20 protein-coding genes and 2 riboswitches are annotated in these 20,517 nt (G+C 69.4%); of the genes, 8 read left to right on the forward strand and 12 right to left on the reverse strand.

The features are described 5' to 3' along the window. Nucleotide 1: 1 nt before the first annotated feature. Nucleotides 2-2,440, reverse strand: a complete 2,439-nt coding sequence (gene pgaA / locus AC07Q9_RS26285; RefSeq protein WP_495312324.1) for a poly-beta-1,6 N-acetyl-D-glucosamine export porin PgaA — start codon at nucleotides 2,438-2,440, stop codon at nucleotides 2-4. 415 nt (nucleotides 2,441-2,855) lie between these two features. On the opposite strand from pgaA, the gene AC07Q9_RS26290 reads away from it, so the two are divergent. Beyond that, a complete protein-coding gene (locus AC07Q9_RS26290) occupies nucleotides 2,856-3,683 on the forward strand; it encodes a creatininase family protein (protein WP_495312325.1) in 828 nt (275 codons plus the stop codon). Between the two features lie 7 nt (nucleotides 3,684-3,690). Here the strand turns inward: AC07Q9_RS26290 and AC07Q9_RS26295 are convergent, their stop codons facing one another. Genes AC07Q9_RS26295 through AC07Q9_RS26340 form a run of 10 tightly spaced genes read right to left on the reverse strand, consistent with a single transcriptional unit; the run spans nucleotide 3,691 to nucleotide 11,457 of the window. Further along, entirely contained in the window at nucleotides 3,691-4,659 is a 969-nt protein-coding gene (locus AC07Q9_RS26295) for a threonine dehydratase (RefSeq protein ID WP_492679009.1), read from the reverse strand. 18 nt (nucleotides 4,660-4,677) lie between these two features. Next, complete coding sequence (locus AC07Q9_RS26300) at nucleotides 4,678-5,310, reverse strand: LysE family translocator (RefSeq protein WP_495312326.1); 633 nt, start codon at nucleotides 5,308-5,310, stop codon at nucleotides 4,678-4,680. A 4-nt stretch (nucleotides 5,311-5,314) separates the two neighbouring features. Beyond that, nucleotides 5,315-6,010 carry a VOC family protein gene (locus tag AC07Q9_RS26305; RefSeq protein ID WP_495312327.1) on the reverse strand — a complete coding sequence of 232 codons (696 nt, stop codon included), beginning with the start codon at nucleotides 6,008-6,010 and terminating at the stop codon, nucleotides 5,315-5,317. A gap of 14 nt (nucleotides 6,011-6,024) precedes the next feature. Beyond that, nucleotides 6,025-6,948, reverse strand: coding sequence for a PhzF family phenazine biosynthesis protein (locus AC07Q9_RS26310; protein WP_172438398.1), 924 nt, complete (start codon nucleotides 6,946-6,948; stop codon nucleotides 6,025-6,027). Nucleotides 6,949-6,953: 5 nt separating this feature from the next. Continuing rightward, nucleotides 6,954-7,595: a glutathione S-transferase family protein gene (locus AC07Q9_RS26315; protein WP_095949485.1), complete on the reverse strand. Its 642-nt coding sequence runs from the start codon at nucleotides 7,593-7,595 to the stop codon at nucleotides 6,954-6,956. A 4-nt stretch (nucleotides 7,596-7,599) separates the two neighbouring features. Beyond that, complete coding sequence (locus AC07Q9_RS26320) at nucleotides 7,600-8,235, reverse strand: DJ-1/PfpI family protein (protein ID WP_495312328.1); 636 nt, start codon at nucleotides 8,233-8,235, stop codon at nucleotides 7,600-7,602. A gap of 14 nt (nucleotides 8,236-8,249) precedes the next feature. After that, nucleotides 8,250-9,437, reverse strand: a complete 1,188-nt coding sequence (locus tag AC07Q9_RS26325) for an aminotransferase-like domain-containing protein (RefSeq protein WP_489060957.1) — start codon at nucleotides 9,435-9,437, stop codon at nucleotides 8,250-8,252. A gap of 54 nt (nucleotides 9,438-9,491) precedes the next feature. Continuing rightward, complete coding sequence (locus tag AC07Q9_RS26330) at nucleotides 9,492-9,899, reverse strand: VOC family protein (RefSeq protein WP_492679788.1); 408 nt, start codon at nucleotides 9,897-9,899, stop codon at nucleotides 9,492-9,494. Between the two features lie 11 nt (nucleotides 9,900-9,910). After that, nucleotides 9,911-10,861, reverse strand: coding sequence for a DMT family transporter (locus AC07Q9_RS26335; protein ID WP_495312329.1), 951 nt, complete (start codon nucleotides 10,859-10,861; stop codon nucleotides 9,911-9,913). Next, the gene (locus tag AC07Q9_RS26340; protein ID WP_495312330.1) at nucleotides 10,858-11,457 is read right to left on the reverse strand and encodes a LysE family translocator; all 600 of its coding nucleotides are present in this window, start codon (nucleotides 11,455-11,457) and stop codon (nucleotides 10,858-10,860) included. The genes AC07Q9_RS26335 and AC07Q9_RS26340 overlap by 4 nt, the downstream gene beginning before the upstream one ends. A gap of 130 nt (nucleotides 11,458-11,587) precedes the next feature. On the opposite strand from AC07Q9_RS26340, the gene AC07Q9_RS26345 reads away from it, so the two are divergent. From AC07Q9_RS26345 to AC07Q9_RS26355, 3 genes are all read left to right on the forward strand, one after another. Then, nucleotides 11,588-13,009, forward strand: coding sequence for an aminotransferase-like domain-containing protein (locus tag AC07Q9_RS26345; RefSeq protein WP_489060962.1), 1,422 nt, complete (start codon nucleotides 11,588-11,590; stop codon nucleotides 13,007-13,009). A gap of 64 nt (nucleotides 13,010-13,073) precedes the next feature. Further along, nucleotides 13,074-13,892, forward strand: a complete 819-nt coding sequence (locus AC07Q9_RS26350; RefSeq protein ID WP_495312331.1) for a PhaM family polyhydroxyalkanoate granule multifunctional regulatory protein — start codon at nucleotides 13,074-13,076, stop codon at nucleotides 13,890-13,892. A gap of 49 nt (nucleotides 13,893-13,941) precedes the next feature. Beyond that, on the forward strand, nucleotides 13,942-15,222 hold the full coding sequence (locus AC07Q9_RS26355) for an FIST signal transduction protein (protein ID WP_495312332.1): 1,281 nt from the start codon (nucleotides 13,942-13,944) through the stop codon (nucleotides 15,220-15,222). A 19-nt stretch (nucleotides 15,223-15,241) separates the two neighbouring features. Here AC07Q9_RS26355 and AC07Q9_RS26360 read toward each other — a convergent pair whose 3' ends face one another. Continuing rightward, on the reverse strand, nucleotides 15,242-16,543 hold the full coding sequence (locus AC07Q9_RS26360) for a D-amino acid dehydrogenase (RefSeq protein WP_495301476.1): 1,302 nt from the start codon (nucleotides 16,541-16,543) through the stop codon (nucleotides 15,242-15,244). A gap of 91 nt (nucleotides 16,544-16,634) precedes the next feature. Beyond that, nucleotides 16,635-16,741, reverse strand: a riboswitch (glycine riboswitch). 44 nt (nucleotides 16,742-16,785) lie between these two features. Then, nucleotides 16,786-16,876: riboswitch (glycine riboswitch) on the reverse strand. 117 nt (nucleotides 16,877-16,993) lie between these two features. Between AC07Q9_RS26360 and rfbB the strand changes: the two genes are divergently transcribed. Genes rfbB through rfbC form a run of 4 tightly spaced genes read left to right on the forward strand, consistent with a single transcriptional unit; the run spans nucleotide 16,994 to nucleotide 20,432 of the window. Continuing rightward, nucleotides 16,994-18,073: a dTDP-glucose 4,6-dehydratase gene (rfbB, locus tag AC07Q9_RS26365; protein ID WP_495312333.1), complete on the forward strand. Its 1,080-nt coding sequence runs from the start codon at nucleotides 16,994-16,996 to the stop codon at nucleotides 18,071-18,073. Then, on the forward strand, nucleotides 18,070-18,960 hold the full coding sequence (rfbD, locus tag AC07Q9_RS26370; RefSeq protein WP_495312334.1) for a dTDP-4-dehydrorhamnose reductase: 891 nt from the start codon (nucleotides 18,070-18,072) through the stop codon (nucleotides 18,958-18,960). Before rfbB ends, rfbD begins: the two co-directional genes overlap by 4 nt. 39 nt (nucleotides 18,961-18,999) lie before the next feature. Beyond that, on the forward strand, nucleotides 19,000-19,887 hold the full coding sequence (gene rfbA / locus AC07Q9_RS26375; protein WP_495312335.1) for a glucose-1-phosphate thymidylyltransferase RfbA: 888 nt from the start codon (nucleotides 19,000-19,002) through the stop codon (nucleotides 19,885-19,887). Next, on the forward strand, nucleotides 19,884-20,432 hold the full coding sequence (gene rfbC, locus AC07Q9_RS26380; RefSeq protein WP_495312336.1) for a dTDP-4-dehydrorhamnose 3,5-epimerase: 549 nt from the start codon (nucleotides 19,884-19,886) through the stop codon (nucleotides 20,430-20,432). The genes rfbA and rfbC overlap by 4 nt, the downstream gene beginning before the upstream one ends. Nucleotides 20,433-20,517: the final 85 nt, after the last annotated feature.

Below are 20,517 nucleotides of genomic sequence, written 5' to 3' on the forward strand. Positions count from 1 at the left end.
ATCACTGCAGGGGCATCGAAAGGTTCAGGAACACGCCGCGCTGTTTTTCGCGCACGCCGTCGTAGGGGTGGCTGCCGAAGGTCAGGCCGTAGCGCAGCGTGAGCTTCTGGCCCAGGGCCCAGCGGTGCTCGTAGCGCACGTTCCACAGCGGGCCGCTGCCGAAGCCGGCCTGCTGGTAGCTGCCGCCGCCGAGCTCCAGCACCTGGAAGAACTGGCGGTCGTCGCTTTTCCAGGTGAGCCACTGGCCGCGCACCGACAGCTGCGCGCTGGCATCGCGCGAGGGGCTGAAGTAGCGCACGTCCTGCAGGCGGCTGCGGCTGGCATCGACGCCCAGCCGCGTCTCGATCTGGAAGCGCGGCGTGCTGACCCAGCGCTCGCGCCAGCCGAAGTCGAGGCCGTCGCGCAGGTTGCCGTCGCTGAAGTCGAGCCGGCGCCATTGCAGGTCGAAGCGGCGCGACTCGTTGACGACGTAGGCCGCGCTGGCGCCGAACTCGCGCGCGCCGATGGCCTGCGCGCCGAAGGGCACGGCGCGGGCTTTCCAGGGCAGCTCCTTGCTGTCGCCGTCGTAGGTGGCCGACAGGCGCCAGGCATCGCTGGCGCGGTAGTCGACGCGGCCGGCCACGCTGTTGCGGTAGCGCCCGCTGTTCGCATGCTGCAGCACGCCTTCGGCCAGCCAGCGGCCTTGTTGCCAGCTCGCGCCGAGGCCGCCGCGTGCCCACTGGGCCGTGCCTTCGGAGGTGTAGCCGCGGCCCAGCGTCTGCGCGTAGAACACGCGCCATGCGTCGCCGATGAGGCCGGAGCTGAGCCGGCTGTCGACGCGCCATTCGCGGCTGGCCAGCGTGCCGCCGCCGCGCGAACCTTCGGCATCGATCTCGAGCTGCGGGCCGACCAGCGAGCGGCGCTTGCGTGCCATCTCGCGCACTTCGGCGGCGTCGGGCGCATCGGTCTCGAGCGCCTCGGCGCGCAGCCGCGCGGCGCGGAATTCGTCGGCGTCGAGCAGCGCTTCGACATGGCCGGTGCGCACGCTCAGGTCGTCGGGGTGGTCGGCGCTCAGCGCCTCGAAGCGCGCCACGGCCGCCTCGGGGTGCTCGCGCAGCCGCTCGGTGAGCGCGGCGCCGTAGGCGTAGCCCGCGTTGAGCGGGGCTTCCTGCGTGAGCGTGTCGAAGCGCGGCTGCGCGATCTTCGGGCGGTCGCCGTAGAGCTGCAGCAGCGCACCCAGGCCGCTCACCTCGGAGAACTGGTCGTTGGGGCGGCCGGCTTCGGGCGCCAGCCGCATCAGCACGGGCGTGGCGCCTTCGATGCGCTGCAGCAGCGCCTCGGCCTCGTCGAAGCGGCCGGTGTCTAGGTAGGCGTAGACCAGGCCGAAATGCAGGCTGTCGGGCATCGGCAGGTCGACGACCGCCTTTTCGAACAGCGGCACGGCATCGGCCGAGCGGCGCTCCTGCGCCAGCGCGCGGGCGGCGGTGCCCAGCGCGTAGGGCGGCAACGCGGTGCCGTCGGCACGCAGGCTGTCGTACAGCGCGATGGTGTCGGCGGGACGGCCACGCTCCAGCAGCGCCGCCATGCGGTCCGACTGCAGTCGCATGCGCAGCGTGCGCCAGGTGTCGGCGTCGGGCGGGGCGGGCTGCGCGAGCGCGGCGTCGACGCGGGCCAGCGCGCCACTCTGGGCGGCCAGCACCTTGTCGAGGTCGGCGACGCGCGCCGCGCCCAGGCGCTGGTCGCGCGCCTTCACGGCCCAGCGCAGCTGCTGCGCCAGCGCCTGCTGTTCGAGCAGCGCGAGCGTCAGCGGCGCAAGGCTGCCGGGCTGCTTGCGTTCGGCCGCCTGCGCGTCCTCGAACGCAGCGGTGGCGCCACCGTACTCGGCCAGCAGGAAGTCGGCATCGCGCTGCGCATCGCGGCGCGCGGGCTGCAGTGCGGTGATCTCGCCGTAGGCCGTGAGCGCCTGGAAGGGCTGACCTTGGGCGCGCGCCAGCGCGGCGCGCAGATCGAGCAGCGCGACGCGGTCGGCGACCGCTGTGGGCGCAGGCTGTGCGAGTGCGCGGTAGATGGTTTGCGCGCCCGCCGTGTCGCCGCTGGCCAGGCGCCAGAAGGCTTCGTGGAGGCGCGGTTCGCGGGCCGCTGGCTGGCGCGCGCGCCAGACCTTGACGGTGTCGCCTTGCAAGGCGATGTCGCCCGTGCGTCGCGCGGCGCCGGCCAGCGGGCCGAGCGCGTAGTCGCTCAACGCGTCCGGCGGCACCTGGTGGCCCACGGCCACCGCGTCGGCGAACTGGCCGTCGGCCACCGCGATCGCGATGGCGTCGGACGCCACGCGGCGGCGCTGGTCGTCGGCCAAGGGGGCCGCCAGCCATTGGCGCAGCTGCTGCAGGGCCTGGGCCGGCGCGATGCGACCGGCGCGGCGCGCGACGATCAGGGCGTCGTGCTGCGAGGCGTCATATGCCACCGCGCCGCCAAGGGTGGCGACAGGTGGGGGCGTGACAGTGGAATCCGCGTACGCGGTGCTGCTTCCGAAGACCAGCACGCACACGATCGGCGGCAAACCTCGCACGGCACGTGCGAGATGGTGAGGCAATGCCTTGAAGGGCGCGACTTTGCGCCCGGCAACGACGGTGCCTCCATTTTTTTGTGGATGGATGGACACGCTACTCCCTTTTGCGTGAACTCTCCTGGGCCGTGACAAGCCGTGGCGGAAAGTTCGTGAAAAGTGACTCTAGGTCAATTTGTAAACAATAGGACCGAATATCGGGAAAGATGAGAACTAATCGTGAACAGATTCGCGATCAATTCATCCGATGTTGGCAAGTTGTATGCAAGTGTTGCCCCATGCGCCGCCCATGGCCCCGTCCTAAGATCGCGGCATGAACGCACTTCCGGTTTCTTTGCCCCGTTTCTGGTCCCAATTGACGACGCGCGACTTCGCCGCGCTCGACGCGGCGACCACCGTGGCGGTGCTGCCGCTGGGCGCGACCGAGCAGCACGGCCCGCACCTGCCGCTGGGCGTGGACACCGTGCTGGCCGACGGCATCGTGGCAGCGGCGCTGCCGCTGCTGCCGCCGGAACTGCCGGCGCTGTTCCTGCCCACCCAGCAGATCGGCCTGAGCCCCGAGCACGCGCGTTTCGCGGGCACGCTCACCTTCTCGGCCGAGACGTTGATCCGCATGTGGAACGAGATCGGCGCGGGCGTGGCGCGCGCCGGCGTGAAGAAGCTGGTGCTGTTCAACGCCCACGGCGGCCACGTCGGTGCGATGGACATCGTGGCGCGCGAGCTGCGCGCCGCGCACGGCCTGATCGTCTACAGCGTGAGCTGGTTCAACCTGCCGCTGGGCGATGCGAACGCGCAGTTCAGCGCGCAGGAGCACCGCTTCGGCGTGCACGCGGGCGAGGTCGAGACCTCGATGATGCTGGCGCTGACGCCCGCGTTCGTGCGCATGGGCGAGGCGAAGGATTTCAGTTCCACCTCGCAGCAGCGCGCGGCGGACTACGCGATCCTCGGCAACGGCAAGAGCGCCAAGCTCGGCTGGGCGATGGAGGACTACAACGCGCAGGGTGCGGCGGGCAATGCCGCGGCGGCCACGGCCGCGAAGGGGCAGGCGGTGATCGATGCGGCTGCGCAGCAGTTGGCGCTGCTGCTGGCCGAGGTGTCGCGGCTGCCGTTGAGCACGGCGAATACCCAACCGCTGCCCTGAGATCGAATCAGGCGCTGCGTCCCAGCACGCCGGCGAACATGTCGGCATCGACATTGCCGCCGCTCAGCGCGATGCCCACCGTCTGCCCGCGCCAGCGTTCCTTCTGCTGAAGCGCCCCCGCCAAGGCGGCAGCGCCCGCACCTTCGGCCACGTTGTGCGTGTCGCTGAAGAGCACGCGCATGGCTTCGGCCACCTCGTCGTCGGTCACGGTGATCACGTCATCGGCTTCCTGCAGGATCACGTCCAGCGACGCAGGCACCGGCGTGCGACAGGCCATGCCGTCGGCCAGCCATGTCGTGACGGGCGATTCGATGGCGCGGCGCGCGCGGAAGGAATCGCGGTAGGCCGTGGCATGCGCCGACACCACGCCGATGAGCTTCGTCGACACGCCGCAATGCGCACGCGCCGCCGCCGCGCCGGCAAAGCCGGAGCCCAGGCCGATGGGCACGAACAGCACGTCGGGCGGTGAAGCTTTCAAGGCGCTGAAGAACTCGACGTACGCGGTCGACACGCCGCGCACCAACTCGCGATGGAACGAGGGCACGCGGTGCAGTGCGTCGCGCTCGGCCAGCACCGCCGCGTGTTCGGAGGCCGCCTGGAAGTCGTCGCCGTGCTCGACCAGCGTCACGCCGAGCGCGCGCATCGCCGCGTTCTTCTCGCGCGAATTGCCGTGCGGCACCACGATGGTCGCGGCCAGCCCGTGGCGCTGCGCCGCGAAGCCGACCGACTGGCCGTGGTTGCCGCGCGTGGCGCTGATCACGTGGCGCACGGCGGGCTGCTCGCGCGCGAGGGTCTCGAAGTAGGTCAGGCCGCCGCGGATCTTGAAGGCGCCGACCGGCGTGTGGTTCTCGTGCTTGGCCCAGACCGTGGCGCCCAGGCGCTGCGACAGCTGCGGCCAGGTGTACTGGGGCGTGGGCGGCATGGCCGCATGCACGGTGCGCTGCGCGGCTTCGATCTCTTCGCGGGTGAATCGCATCGACGTCCTTCGGGTTGCTTACTTGCGTTCGGTGAGCGCCACGCGCACGGCCAGCGCGGCCAGCACGCTGCCCATGATGTAGCGCTGCGCACGCAGCCAGCCTGCGCTTTGCGACAGCACGGCCGTGATGCTCGCGGCGCCGACGATCATCACGGTGTTGACCAGCGCGCTGCTCGCCATCTGCGCCATGCCCAGCTGCAGGCTCTGCAGCAGCACGGAGCCGCGCTCGGGGTGGATGAACTGCGGGAAGAACGACAGGTAGAACATCGCCACCTTCGGGTTCAGCAGGTTCGTGAGAAAGCCCATGCGGAACAGCTTGGCCGGCGGATCGGCCGGCAGCGCGCGGGCCTCGAAGGGCGCGGTGCCGCCGGGCTTGACCGCCTGCCACGCGAGCCACATCAGGTAGGCCGCGCCGGCGAAGCGGATCGCGTCGAACGCGACCGGCACCGCCAGCAGCAGCGCCGTGAGGCCCAGCGCCGCGGCGAACAGGTGCACCAGGAACGCCATCAGCACGCCGCCCAGCGAGATCATCCCCGCGCGGCGGCCCTGGATCAGCGTGCGCGACACGCAATAGATCATGTTCGGTCCCGGCGTGAGCGCCAGCAGCAGCGAGGCGAGGGCGAACCAGGCGATTTCGGTCAGGGTGAGCATGGGGTCAGAGTCCTTGCGATTCGAGGGTGACGGGGCCGCGCGGCGTGTCGAGCACGGCGACGAGGTTGGGCGGCCCGGCATCGACCGGCAGGCCGCCCATGCCGATGGCCGTGAGCGCGGCCGACAGCGCCGGCGCGCGCGGATGCGCCACGCGCAGCGAACGCAGCGCCAGGCCCGAGGCGGGCATGGCGTCGGTGGGGTGCACCGCGCCCCACTGGATCAGCGTGGGCAGCGCGCCGTAGAACAGGCGCTGGCCGTCGTCGCGCACCGTGATCTGCCATTCGAGCCGGCCGGCCGGTGTGTCGCGCGAGGCTTCGAGCAGGTGGCCGCGGTCGATGTGCGCATGCTCCTCGCGCGCGAGTGCCTGCGTGGCGGCGTGTGCATCGGGCACGCGCGCCACGAAGTGAATGAGCCGCGGGCCGCGCTGCGCGAGCGCGGCCTGCAGCGCGGCGTCGTCCAGGTCGAACCAGCGGCGCGTCTTCGGCCGCGACGGCGCCTTGCCGGGCTCGATCGCGATGATCTCGGCATAGGCGCGCGGGAACGCGGCGCTCGCGATGTTCAGCAGCTGGTTGTGCGTGCCCATCAGCGGGTGCACGCCGCCCGGCGCGGGCGTGACGCCGAGCGTGGCCTCGCACCATGCCACGCCCTCGGCCAGCGAGGCGGCGGCGATCACCAGGTGGTCGACTTCGGCGGGGTGCATGGTGTGGCTTTCGTTCAGAGCGTGACGTGGCCGTCGACGCAGGTCACGGCATCGCCGCCGACCCAGATCGTGCCGTCGCTGTCGCGCTCGATGTGCACGCGGCCCGCGCGGCCCAGGCACTGGCCTTGCGCGGCCAGGTAGCGCTCGGGCATGTGGCCGTCGGCGATCAGCCATTCGGCCAGGCTGGCGTTGAGGCTGCCGGTGACCGGGTCTTCCTGCACGCCGATGGGCTCGGCGAAGGCGCGCACCTCGAGGTCGATCTTGGCGCCGTCGTCGTTCGGCGTGGCGGGGCGGTTGCCGAAGGCGCGCGCCTCGCGGTTCGAGCGGCCGATGAGCAGCGAGGTGTCGTGCGCCGAGGGCACGCCGGCCACGCCGGCCTTCACGCCCAGTTCCTTCAGCGCGCGGTGGTCGGGCTGCAGCGCCAGCACGGCGTCGGCGTCGTTCAGCAGCAGGCCGAACCAGACCGGGCCGTTGTCGAGCACCTGCGCCGCGATGACCTGCTGCGCCTTCAGGCCCAGCGCGCCGGCCACCTTGGCCAGCAGCGCGGGGCTCGGGGCGCTGCGCTTGAGCGGCGGCGCGGCAAAGGCCAGGCGCTCGCCGTCGCGCCGCAGCGGCACCAGGCCCGCGCCGCACTGCTGCACCACGCGGCCCGCCACCTTGGGCTTGCCGCCGGCCTGCAGCCACGCATGGCAGCTGCCGATGGTCGGGTGGCCGGCAAAGGGCAGCTCGCCGCCGGGCGTGAAGATGCGCACGCGGTAGTCGGCGCCCGGGTCGGTCGGCGGCAGCAGGAAGGTGGTCTCCGACAGGTTGGTCCACTGCGCGAAGCGCTGCATGGCGGCGTCGTCCAGGTCCTGGCCGTCGATCACCACCGCGAGCGGGTTGCCGTAGTAGGCGGTGGCGGTGAAGACGTCGACTTGCTTGAAGGGGCGGGATTTCATCAGGGTCATTCGAGGGATAAATCAAGCACGCCACGCGTGCCCGGGCGGGAAAGCAGTTCCGAATACCAGCGCTCGACGTTCGGCCAGGTCGGCCGGCGGTACTCGGCGCCGGGCAGGCCGAACCAGCGGTGCGCCTCGCAGCCGATCGGGATGTCGGCCATGGTGAAGCGCTCGCCGGCCATGTAGGGGCGCTGCGCGAGGTGCGCGTCGAGCATGGCGAACAGCGCCTCGCTCTCGCGCACCGACGCGGCGATCAGCGCGGGCTGGCGCTCCGAGGGCGCCGTGCGCACCCATTGCACGAAGGCGTCGCGGCTGGCGCGGTTGAGCGTGGTCTGCTGCCAGTCCATCCAGCGCTCGGCGTCGAAGCGCGCGGGCAGCTCGCTCGGGTAGAGCGTGCCGTGCGAGTAGCGGGCGCACAGGTAGCGCACGATGACGTTCGACTCCCACAGCGTGACGCGCTCGGCGCCTTCGCCGTCGTCGATGGTGGGCACCATGGCGTTCGGGTTGAGCGCGCGGTACTCGGGCGTCTGCACCACGCCGAACTTGCCGCCAGCCTCGGTGCGCTGGAAGTCGAGCCCGAGCTCCTGCGCGCACCACACGACCTTGCGCACGTTGATCGAACTGATGCGGCCCCAGATGTTGAGCATGTGTTCAGTGTCCTTGTGCGGAGAGGGCGTCGGCCGTGGCCTGCAAGTACGGTTCGATGTTGCGCAGCGCGCGCGCCACGTAGTCGTCTTTTTCACCGACCGGCGCGACGTAGTGCAGCGCGCTCTTCGCGGCCTCGAGGCCCTCGGTGCGCGCGATGAGCCAGGCCGCGAGGTAGGGCGCCGAGAAGCAGCCGCCCGCGGTGGCCACGTTGCCCTGCGCGAAGAAGGGCTGGTTGAGCACCTCGACGCCGGCCTCCTGCACCCAGGGCTTGGTCGTGAGGTCGGTGCAGGCCGGCACGGTGCCCAGCAGGCCGAGCTTGGCCAGCAGCAGCGTGCCCGAGCATTGCGCGCCGATGAGCTGGCGCGACGGGTCGAGCCCGCGCAGCACGCCCATCAGGCCCGCGTCGGCGGCGATCTCGCGCGTGCGGATGCCGCTGCCGACGATCACCGCGCCCGCCTCGCAGGCCGCCTCGAGCGTCGCGGTGGCATGCACCGTGACGCCGTTCATCGAGGTCACGGTGGCGCTGGGCGAGGCCAGCGTCACGCGCCAGCCCGGCTTCTTCACGCGGTTGAGCACACCGAGCGCGACCAGCGAGTCGAGCTCGTTGAAGCCGTCGAAGGTGAGGATGGCGATGTGCATCGTCGTCGGCCCTGTCAGGCGTGGGCGGGGGCCAGCAGCGCCAGCTCTTCGCGCAGCGTGACGGCCAGCGCGGCGATGGCGGTGTCGATCTCTTCGACGCTGGCGGTCACGAACGACAGGCGCAGCGTGCGCGGATCGCCTTCGCCCGCGTAGAACGGCGCGCCGGGCACGAAGGCCACGTTGCGCTCGACCGCCTTGGGCAGCAGGGTCACGGTGTCGATGCCCTCGGGCAGGCGCGCCCACAGGAACATGCCGCCCTTGGGCGCGTTGAACTTCACGTCCAGGCCGGCCATCTCGCGCGTGAGCGCGGCCATCATGGCGTCGCGCTGGCGCTTGTACAGCGCGCGGATGGTGGGCACGTGGCGGTCCAGGAAGCCGTCCTTCATCACGGCCGAGACCATGCGCTGCGTGAAGATCGGCGTGTGCAGGTCGACCGCCTGCTTGGCCTGCAGCAGCTTGGGGAAGATGGCCTTCGGCGCCACCAGGAAGCCCAGGCGCAGGCCCGGGGCCAGCACCTTGGAGAACGAGCCCAGGTAGATCACGCCCTCGGGGTTGCGCGCGGCCAGCGGCAGCGGCGGGGCTTCGTCGAACCAGAGTTCGCCGTAGGGGTTGTCTTCGACGATCGGCAGGTTGGCGGCGGCTGCGGCGGCCGACACGGCGGCGCGGCGCGCCTCGGTCATGGTGCGGCCGGTGGGGTTCTGGAAGTTGGGCAGCAGGTAGACGAAGCGCGCGTCGGCCGCCTTGGCCACGAGGTCGTCGACGATCACGCCGTCGTCGTCACTGGCCACGCCCACGGGGTGCGGCTCCATCGGGCCGAAGGCCTGCAGCGCGCCCAGGTAGGTGGGCGTCTCGACGAGCACCTTGCTGCCCGGATCGATCAGCACCTTGGCCACGAGGTCGAGGCCCTGCTGCGAGCCGGTGGTGATGAGCACCTGCGACGCGTCGACGTCCCAGGGCAGCATGTCGGCCACGGCCTGGCGCAGCGGCGCATAGCCTTCGCTGGCGGCGTACTGCAGCGCGGCGGCACCGTCGTTGTGCAGCACTTCGGCGCAGGCGTCGGCGAATTCCTGGATCGGGAAGGTCTTGGGCGAAGGCAGGCCGCCGGCCAGGCTGATGATGCCGGGGCGCTCGGTGACCTTGAGGATTTCACGCAGCACCGAAGGGTTCATCTTGGCGGCGCGGGCGGCGAGTTTCCAGTTCATGGGAGGCTTTCTTCTTTCTGGCGGATGAGAGGTGAGGTGAGTCTGAGTGTGGGGTCAGGGCGGCGGGATGTCGCCACGGTGCACGACATGGATTTTGTTGCCGTCCGGGTCGCGCAGGTAGGCGCCGTAATAGCCCTGCCCGTAGCGGGGGCGGGGACCGGGCGCGCCTTCGTCGCGGCCACCGTGGCGCAGGGCCGCCTCGTGGGCGGCATGAACGGCCTGCGGCGAGGGCGCGCAGAACGCGACCATGCTGCCGTTGCCGGCGCTGGCGGGTTCGCCGTCCAGCGGGATGTACACGTAGAAGCGCGGCAGCGTCTGGCCCGGCACGATCCAGCAGGCGGCGTCGGGGCCGCCGTCGGGCGTCACGGGGCGGCGGATCAGGCCGAGCGGCGCCAGCACCGCGTCGTAGAAGGCGGCGGCGCGCGACAGGTCGGTGCAGCCGACGGTGACATGGCTGAACAGCGTCATGGTCGTCAGCTCCTGGCCTGCGGCTCGGCGCCGCGCGGAACGGCAGGCGCGGCCTGCGGTTGCGACAGCCGCTTGCCCACGACCACCGTGGCGACCACGGCGGCGGCGAAGCCCAGCGTCACGAGGTCGAGCGGTTCGCCCAGCAGCGGGATCGACGCGAGGATCGACAAAAAGGGCTGCAGCAGCTGCGTCTGGCTCACGCGCAGCGCGCCGCCCAGGGCCAGGCCGCGGTACCAGGCGAAGAAGCCGATCCACATCGAGAACATGCCCACGTAGGTGAAGCCGACCCAGGCCGAGGCGGCCACGGGCTGCTGCGGCCACAGGGCGATCGTGGCGGGCAGCGTCACGGGCAGTGCCATCACGCAGACCCAGCAGATCACGCGCTCGGCGCCCAGCGACGGCGTGACCTGCGCGCCGTAGATGTAGCCGACCGAGGCCGCGATGACCGCGCCGACCAGCAGCAGGTCGGCCCATTCGAAACCGAAGCCGTGCCCGCTCTGCTGTGCGCGCAGCACCGAGAACACCACCACCAGCAGGCTGCCCGCGACGGCGCAGAGCCAGAAGCCGAGGCGCGCGCGCTGGTGCAGCACCCAGGCCGCGACCGCGGCCGTGACCAGCGGCAGCAGCGCCGTCACCACCGCCGCATGGCTGGCCGTGACCACGCGCAGCGCAAAGGCCAGCAAGAGCGGAAAGCCGATCGCGTTGCCCAGCACCGCCATGCCCAGCGGCTTCCACTGGTGCGCCGCCGGACGCGGCGAGCGCGTGACCAGCAGGAAGATGGCCGACAGCACGCCCGCCAGTGCCGCGCGCCCGACCGTGACGAACCACGGCGACAGCTGCGGCGCGTCTTGCGTGCCCGTGGCCAGCCGCGTCATTGGCAGCGTGATGGCGAACAGCGCGACGCCGACCATGCCGAGCCACATGCCCAGCGTTTCGTCCTTGAGGGCGAGCTTCATACGCCCACCATCCACCAGGCCGTGAGCACGAGGACGAGGCCCATCGCGCGGTTGAACCACAGCAGGCGCGTGCCCTTGGCCAGCCACTCGCGCAGCAGCGCGCCGACCAGCGCATAGGCGAAGTTGCTCGTGAAGGCATAGGTCAGCATCACGGGCGCGACGATGGCGAAGCGCGCGAGCGCGTCGGGCTGGCCGGCGATCCAGCCCGCCACCAGCGTGAGCGCCAGCAGCCAGGCCTTGATGTTCACGAACTGCAGCATCACGCCCTGCGTGAACCCGACCGAGAGGCTGGCGTTGTCGGCCTTGCCGAGCTGGGCGCTGCCGCTGAGCTTGTAGGCCAGCCACAGCAGGTAGGCGATGCCCAGGCCCTTGATCGCCAGGCGCAGCGGCGGCATCGCCACCACCAGCGCGCCGAGGCCGGCCGCGCAGATGGCGAGCAGCAAGGTCCAGCCCACCGGCACCGCGACCACGAAGCGCATCGCACGCGGCAGGCCGCCGTTGGCCGCCAGGGCGGTGGAGAGCGTGGTGTTGGGTCCGGGCGAGAAGCTCATCGCCGTGGCCAGCACCAGCAGCGCGGTGAATTCTTGCCAGTTCATGTCACAGACTCTAAACTTGAGACCATTACAGTTCCAGTACAGATGATCGAACAAATCTGAAATCTGTATTGGTCATTCCTTCGACACACGCCGCCCTTTTCTCGCTCTCTGTGCGATGCAGCCCGATCCGATGCTGACCCGAACCTCCACCCAGTCCCTGACCGGGCAGCTGGCCGATCGCCTCGCCGAGCGCATCCGCAACCGGCTGCTGGCCCCCGGCGCACGCCTGCCCTCGGTGCGCGAGTGCGCACGCCAGCAGGGCGTGAGCCCGTACACCGTGGTCGCCGCGTACGACCAGTTGCTCGCGCAGGGCCTGGTCGAGGCGCGCCGCCAGCGCGGCTTCTATGTGCGCGACGCGGCACCCGTGCCCGAGAGTTCGCGCAACCCGGCGCATGCCGCGCCCGAGGTCCCGCCGATGATGGCCTCGCGCGTGCCGGCCGATGCCAGCTCGCTGATCCGCAGCATGTTCCACCGCCCGAGCGACAAGCCGCAGCCGGGCATGGGCGTGTTCCCGCCCGACTGGATGGCCTCGACCTTCCTGGCGACCGCGGTGCGCCGCGTGACGACCACGTCGGCGCTGCAGGAACTGTCGCTGCAATACGGCGAGCCCTCGGGCGACCTCGCGCTGCGCCGCAGCCTGTCGCAGAAGCTGGTGCGCATCAACGTGCCGGCCGGGCCCGACCAGATCGTCACCACCATCGGCGCCACGCACGCGCTGGACATCGTGAGCCGCACGCTGCTGCGCGCGGGCGATCCGGTGATGGTCGAGGAGCCCGGCTGGGCGCTGGAGTTCGCCCGGCTCGAAGCGCTGGGCATGCGCATCCTGCCGGTGCCGCGCCGCGCCGACGGGCCCGACCTCGACGTGATGGCGCAGTACTGCAAGCTGCACAGCCCCAAGCTCTTCGTCAGCGTGAGCGTGCTGCACAACCCGACCGGCTACAGCCTCACGCCGGGCAGCGCGCACCGCGTGCTCAAGCTGGCCAACGAACACGACTTCCACATCGTCGAGGACGACACCTACAGCCACCTCGCGCCGGAGCACGCCACGCGCCTGAGTGCGCTCGACGGGCTGCAGCGCACCATCTACGTCAGCGGCTTCGCGAAGATCCTGGCACCCAACTGGCGCATCGGCTTCCTGGCCGCCTCGCCCGCGCTGAAAGAGCGGCTGCTGGAGACCAAGCTGCTGGCCACGCTGACCTCGCCCACGCTGTTCGAGCGGGCGCTGTCGTGGTGCATCGACCAGGGCCAGCTGCGCCGCCATTCGGAGCGCGTGCGCATCCGCCTGGACGGCGCGCGTGGCCGCGCGGTGAAGCTGGCCATGTCGCACGGCTGCACCTTCGCCTCGGAGCCGGCCGGGCTGTTCGGCTGGGTCGACACGGGCGTGGACACCGACGCGCTCACGCAACGCATGCTCGACCAGGGCTACCTGCTGGCGCCGGGCTCGCTGTTCCATGCGCGCAGGCCGCCGAGCACGATGATGCGGATCAACTTCGCGACCTCGCAGGACGCGAATTTCTGGAAGGTTTTCAGCCGGGTCAGGGACGAGCTCTGATTCGCTTGCAAAGGGCTTGGAGTAAGCTGGCAGCACAAGAAAACCCAGCCAGGAGACCTCCCGCATGAGCAACGCCAGCAAACCCTTCGACTTCAGCCAGTTCGTCCCCGGATTCGACTTCCTGAAGAACCTCGCCGGCGGTGCCGCCGCGGGCTCCGGCTCGGTGCCCGGCATCCCCAGCCTGGCGAGTTGGGTCGCGCCCACCATGAGCGTCGAAGAGGTCGACAAGCGCATCCAGGAACTCAAGACCGTCCAGTACTGGCTCGAACAGAACGGCCATGCGCTCAAGGCGACCATCCAGGCGCTCGAGGTGCAGAAGATGACGCTGTCGACCCTGCGCGGCATGAACGTGCGGATGGAAGACATCGCCAGCGCGTTCACCAAGCAGGCAGCGGCCATGGCGCCGGCGCCGGCGCCTGCACCGGCCCCTGCCCCTGCCCCTGCCCCTGCCCCTGCCCCTGCCCCCGCACCGCGGCCCGAACCGGAAGCCGTCGAGGAAGAGGAAGAAGAGTTCGACGAGGCCGAGGAAGAAGCGGAAGAGGAAGCCCCGGCGCCGAAGAAGACATCGCGCGCCAAGCCCGCAGCGTCCAACGGCGCCGCCGGCGTCGTCGACCCGATGCAATGGTGGGGCTCGCTCACCGAGCAGTTCCAGCAGATCGCGAGCACGGCGCTGCAGGACGCGGCGCAGCTCAAGGTGCCGGCCATGGCGCAGCCGCTGGCCGACGCCGTGGGGCAGGTCATCGGCAAGGCGACGGCGGCGCGCAAGCCGGCCGCCAAGACCGCGGCGAAGAAGGCCGCCGCCAAGAAAGCCGCGCCGGCACCCGCCGCGCGCAAGAAAACCACGTCCACCGCCGCGCGCAAGCGAACCTCCGGCCGGCGCTGACGTCTTACAGACACCTTTCCAGACGACGACGCACGGGTCGGTACGCACCATGAAACTGTTTCCCACCGGCCATGCCACCCACCCGCAATGGCGCATGGCCGCCGGCCTCGTGCTGGCCCAGTTGCGCGCACAGATGGCGCTGCCCGACTACGCGTCGAACCCGACGCTCGGGCTGCTCTACATCACCGACCACTACGCGAGCGAGGCGCAGGAGATCCTCGATCACCTGAGCGCCGAGCTGCCCGAGGTCACCGACTGGTCGGGCACGGTCGGCATCGGCGTGTCGGCCAACAACGCCGAGTACTTCGACGAGCCCGGCCTGAGCCTGATGCTGTGCGCGCTGCCCAGCGACCAGTACCGCGTGTTCTCGGGCGTGGCGCCGCTGGGCAGCTCCGAAATGAGCGGCTTCGAGGCGCACACCGCGCTCGTGCACGCCGACCCCGCCACGCCCGACCTGGGCGAGCTCATCGGCGAGATGGCGGGCCGCACCGACACCGGCTACCTGTTCGGCGGGCTCTCGTCCGGCCGCGGCGGGGCGCTGCAGTTCGCGGTCGGCGGCAACGGCAACATCCGCGGCCACGGCGCGGCGGGCGGTGTGTTCTCGGGCGGCTTGTCGGGCGTGGTGTTCGGCGAGGGCGTGCGGCTGGTGTCGCGCGTCACGCAGGGCTGCCAGCCGCTGCGCACGGGCGGCGCGCGCGAGCGCGAGATCACCGAGGCCGACGGCAACCTGCTGCTGGCGCTCGACGGCGAACCGGCGCTCGACGTGCTGCTGGCCGACCTGCAGGTGTCGCTCGACCGGCCGCAGGAGGCCATCGACGCCGTGCGCAACACGCTGGTCGGCCTGGCCGACGCGGGCAGCGACGGCATTCGCCGCACCGGCGACCTGGGCGCCGACGTGCTGGTGCGCCACATCATCGGCCTCGACCCGACGCGGCGCGGCATCGCCATTGCCGACAACGCCGAGGCCGGCATGCGGCTGAGTTTCTGCCGCCGCAACGCGCAGGCGGCGCGCGCCGACCTGATGCGCATCTGCGCCGAGATCCGCGAAGAGCTCGAGCCCGAAGAACAGACGCTGGCCACCGCGCGCGCCGTGGCGGCCGGCGAGGCCGAGGCCGCGCCGCATCCCGCGCGGCGCATCGCGGGCGCGGTGTACGTGAGCTGCTCGGGGCGCGGCGGCCCGCACTTCGGTGCGCCGGGCGCCGAGCTGCAGATCGTGCGGCATGCGCTGGGCGACGTGCCGCTGGTCGGCTTCTTCGCCGCGGGCGAGATCGCGCGCCATCACCTGTACGGCTACACCGGCGTGCTGACGGTGTTCACCGCACCGGACTGAGGTCCGGCGCCGGTCGCGTTCAGGCCGGTTGCAGTGCGCGCGGCGCGGGCGCCGGCATGCCGGCGAACGCGAAATCGACCTCGGGCGCCAGTCCGCTCACGATGCGCGCAATCGACTTGCCCGAGCCGCAGGCGTGCGTCCAGCCGAGCGTGCCGTGGCCGGTGTTGAGGAACAGGTTCGGCAGCTTGGTCTTGCCGATCAGCGGCACGTTGCTCGGCGTGGCCGGGCGCAGGCCGGTCCAGAACTGCGCGCGCTCGGTGTCACCGGCGCCAGGGAAGAGCTCTTCGACGCGCCGCACGATGGCTTCGCAGCGCACGCGGTTCAGGTCGCGGTCGTAGCCGTTGAGCTCGGCCGTGCCGGCGATGCGCAGGCGGTCGCCCGATTCGGAGGTGTAGCGCGAGAACACCAGCTTGTATTCGTCGTCGGTGAGCGAGACCTGGTGCGCTTTCGATGCGTCCTTCACGGGCAGCGTCACCGAGTAGCCCTTGGCCGGGTAGATCGGCAGGCGGATGCCCAGCGGCGCGGCGTACAGCGGGCTCAACGAACCCATCGCAAGCACGAAGGCGTCGCCGCGGATGCGCTGGAAGCGGCCTTCGTTGTCGGTCGCCTCGACGTGGTCGATGCTGCCGCCGGCTTCGCGCAGCGCGGTCACCGTGTGGCTCATGAGGAACTTCACGCCGGCCGCCTCGGCCAGCTTCACCAGCTCGCGCGCGAAGCGGTTGGCGTCGCCCGATTCGTCTTCGGCGGTGTAGGTGGCGCCGGCGAGTTGGGGGCGGATGTGGGCGAGGGCGGGTTCGATCTTGATGGCCTCGTCGGCCGAGATGACCAGGCGTTCGCAGCCCAGGGCGCGCATCTGCTCGGCGGGCGCGAGGGCGCCGTCGAATTCTTTTTGCGTCGTGTAGAAGTGCAGGATGCCTTGCGTGCGCTGGTCATAGTTCAGGCCGGTGTCTCGACGCAATTGCTGCAACATTTCCCGGCTGTATGTACCGAGACGAACGATCTGTTCGATGTTGTGGCGGGTGCGCGCGGGGGTGCATTCGCGCAGGAACTGCAGACCCCAGAGCCACTGGCGCATGTCGGCGCGGATGCGAAAGAGCAGCGGCGCATCCTCCTTGCCGAGCCATTGCAGCACCTTCAGCGGCGCGCTCGGATTGGCCCAGGGTTCGGCATGGCTGACCGAGATCTGGCCGCCGTTGGCGAAGCTGGTTTCGGCGGCCGGGGTGGCCTGCCGGTCGATCACGGTCACCTCGTGGCCGAGTTGCTGGAGGTAGTAGGCCGACGTCACGCCGAGCAGGCCGGCGCCAAGAACGATCACACGCATTGCAAGTACCTTTGAGTTTGCAGCGCTTGAACGGCGGGCGTGGAGTGCTATTGAAAAAATAGCAAGCAACCGGACGACCGCTGTCCAAGTTGCCGCTCCCCCTGTCCTCGGTACCTGAGAGATTCACCCTGCTGCACCCGCAGCGGGTTTGCTCCTTCGGTGCGCCACATGGCGTGACGGCTCTCCAGACGGCTGTATCGATGAGTGCAGTACTGACCCCTTGCCGAAATTCCGTGGCGTTGCCTGGAATGTCGTCGGGCCGACCTGAGCGTTTATGGGAGTTTGCGCCTTCGGTAGGGCCTCCGTGGAGGCCCGCTCTCCTGCAATTGTTGGCGATTGTAGGCGGGCCCCGCAAGCCGGCCAAGCCCTGTACATCGGCACTTCACACCGATGGGATAATTGAATGTTGATTTTCGGTAAAGCAAACTTTTTTCTACAGGTGGGGACTCCATGATCCTGGTTACCGGCGGCGCAGGCTTCATTGGCGCCAATTTCGTACTCGACTGGATCGCGCAGGGCAACGAGCCCGTGGTGAACCTCGACAAGCTGACCTACGCAGGCAACCTTGAGACCCTCGCATCGCTCAAGGGCAACGCGAACCATGTCTTCGTGCAGGGCGACATCGGCGACAGCGCGCTGCTCGATCGCCTGCTGGCCGAGCACAAACCGCGTGCCGTCGTGAACTTTGCCGCGGAATCGCATGTGGATCGTTCGATCCACGGCCCCGAAGACTTCGTGCAGACCAACGTGCTCGGCACCTTCCGCCTGCTCGAATCGGTGCGCGGTTACTGGAACGCACTGCCGGCCGACCAGAAGGCCGCCTTCCGCTTCCTGCATGTGTCGACCGACGAGGTCTACGGCTCGCTCTCCAAGACCGACCCGGCCTTCACCGAAGAGAACAAGTACGAGCCCAACAGCCCGTACTCGGCCAGCAAGGCCGCCAGCGACCACCTCGTGCGCGCCTGGCACCACACCTACGGCCTGCCGGTGGTCACCACCAACTGCTCGAACAACTACGGCCCGTTCCACTTCCCCGAGAAGCTGATCCCGCTGATGATCGTCAACGCGCTGGCCGGCAAGAACCTGCCCGTCTACGGCGACGGCATGCAGGTGCGCGACTGGCTCTACGTGAAGGACCACTGCAGCGCCATCCGCCGCGTGCTCGAGGCCGGCAAGCTCGGCGAGACCTACAACGTCGGCGGCTGGAACGAGAAACCCAACATCGAGATCGTCAACACCGTGTGTGCGCTGCTCGACGAACTGAGCCCTCGCGCCGACGGCAAGCCGTACAAGGAACAGATCACCTACGTCACGGACCGCCCGGGCCATGACCGCCGCTATGCCATCGATGCGCGCAAGCTCGAGGCCGAGCTTGGCTGGAAGCCCGCCGAGACCTTTGACACCGGCATCCGCAAGACCGTCGAGTGGTACCTCGCCCACGGTGACTGGGTGCGCAACGTGCAAAGCGGCGCGTACCGCGAATGGGTCGAGAAGCAGTACGACGCTGCGCCTGCAAAGGCTTCCGCATGAAGTTGCTGCTGCTCGGCAAAGGTGGACAAGTCGGCTGGGAGTTGCAGCGCAGCCTCGCGCCGCTCGGCGAACTGGTCGCGCTGGACTTCGATAGCACCGACTTCCACGCCGACTTCAGCAGTCCCGAGCAGCTGGCCGCCACGGTGCTGGCCGTGCGCCCTGACGTCATCGTCAATGCCGCCGCCCACACCGCCGTCGACAAGGCCGAGAGCGAGCCCGACTTTGCGCGCAAGCTCAACGCCACCTCGCCCGGCGTGGTGGCCGAGGCCGCGCAGCAGATCGGCGCGCTGATGGTGCATTACTCCACCGACTACGTCTTCGACGGCAGCGGCACCCGCCCCTGGAAAGAAGACGACGCGACCGGCCCGCTCAGCGTGTACGGCCAGACCAAGCTCGAAGGCGAGCAGTTGGTGGCGCAGCATTGCGCGAAGCACCTGATCTTTCGCACCAGCTGGGTGTACGCCGCACGCGGCGGCAACTTCGCCAAGACCATGCTGCGCCTGGCCAAGGAGCGCGACAAGCTCACGGTCATCGACGACCAGTTCGGCGCCCCCACCGGGGCCGAGTTGCTGGCCGATATCACTGCACACGCCATCCGCGCCACCTTGCAAGACCCGACCAAGGCCGGGCTGTACCACGCCATCGCCGGCGGCGAGACCACGTGGCACGGCTACGCGCGCTTCGTGCTCGAGATGGCGCAGCAGGCTGGCGTCGAACTCAAGGCCGGCCCGCAGGCCGTGGAGGCCGTGCCCACCAGCGCCTTTCCGACGCCCGCGAAGCGCCCGCACAACTCGCGGCTCGACACCACCAAGCTGCAGACCACCTTCGGCCTGCGACTGCCGCCCTGGCAGGAAGGCGTGGCACGCATGTTGCGCGAGACGCTCTGACCGACTGATTTTTCCCGGCCTCCCACACTAGAAGACCCCATGACGCAACGCAAAGGCATCATCCTTGCCGGTGGCTCCGGCACCCGCCTGCACCCGGCCACGCTCGCCATGAGCAAGCAACTGCTGCCGGTGTACGACAAGCCCATGATCTATTACCCGTTGAGCACGCTGATGCTCGGCGGCATGCGCGACATCCTGATCATCAGCACGCCGCAGGACACGCCGCGCTTCCAACAACTGCTGGGCGACGGCAGCCAGTGGGGCCTCAACCTGCAGTACGCGGTGCAGCCGAGTCCCGATGGCCTGGCGCAGGCCTTCATCATCGGCGAGAAGTTCGTGGGCAATTCGCCGAGCGCGCTGGTGCTGGGGGACAACATCTTCTATGGGCACGACTTCGTGCATCTGCTGTCGGATGCCGACACCAAGCAGCGCGGTGCGACCGTGTTCGCGTACCACGTGAACGACCCCGAGCGCTACGGCGTGGTTGCCTTCGATGCCAACGGCAAGGCCAGCAGCATCGAAGAGAAGCCCGTCAAGCCCAAGAGCAGCTACGCCGTGACCGGCCTGTATTTCTACGACAACCAGGTGGTCGACATCGCCAAGGCCGTGAAGCCCAGCGCGCGCGGCGAGCTGGAGATCACGGCGGTCAACCAGGCGTATTTGGACCTTGATCAGCTGAACGTGCAGATCATGCAGCGGGGCTATGCATGGCTGGATACGGGCACGCATGAAAGCCTGCTCGAAGCGGGTCAGTTCATCGCGACCCTGGAGCATCGACAGGGGCTGAAGATCGCGTGTCCTGAAGAGATCGCGTGGCGCAATGGCTTCATCGACCGCGCGCAGCTCGAAAAGCTGGCTGCACCGCTGCAGAAGAACGGTTACGGCAAGTACCTGAACCACTTGCTGGCCGAAGAGGTGCGCTCGTGAATGTCATCCGAACCGAGATCCCTGACGTTTTGATCATCGAGCCGAAGGTGTTCGGCGATGCCAGGGGGTTTTTCTACGAGAGCTTCAACCAGCGTGCTTTTGAAGACGCGGTCGGGTCGAAGGTCGACTTCGTGCAGGACAACCATTCGAGGTCGTCCAAAGGCGTGCTTCGGGGGTTGCACTATCAGGTCCAGCAAGCGCAAGGAAAACTGGTGCGCGCTGTGCGTGGCGCGGTGTTCGATGTGGCCGTGGACATCCGCAAGTCGTCGGCGACTTTCGGGAAATGGGTCGGCGTGGAACTCAGTGAAGGCAACCACAGGCAGTTGTGGGTTCCCCCCGGTTTCGCGCACGGTTTTCTCGTGCTCAGCGACAGCGCCGATTTCCTCTACAAGACCACCGACTACTACGCGCCTGCGCATGAGCGATGCATCGTATGGAACGATGCCTCTCTCGATATTGCGTGGCCGGATGTGGGACAGGCGCCTGCACTTTCGGCCAAGGACAGCGCCGGGCAGACGATGAAGCAGGCGGAATTCTTCGAATAAGAGATGAGCGTGGCGGCCTGGTTTGCCGCTGCTATTTCAAAAGGGGTAGTCAAAGCCGTTGGAACTGTCTGCCACCCCCTATTTC

This window comes from Variovorax sp. GW821-FHT09A10 (assembly GCF_059418385.1).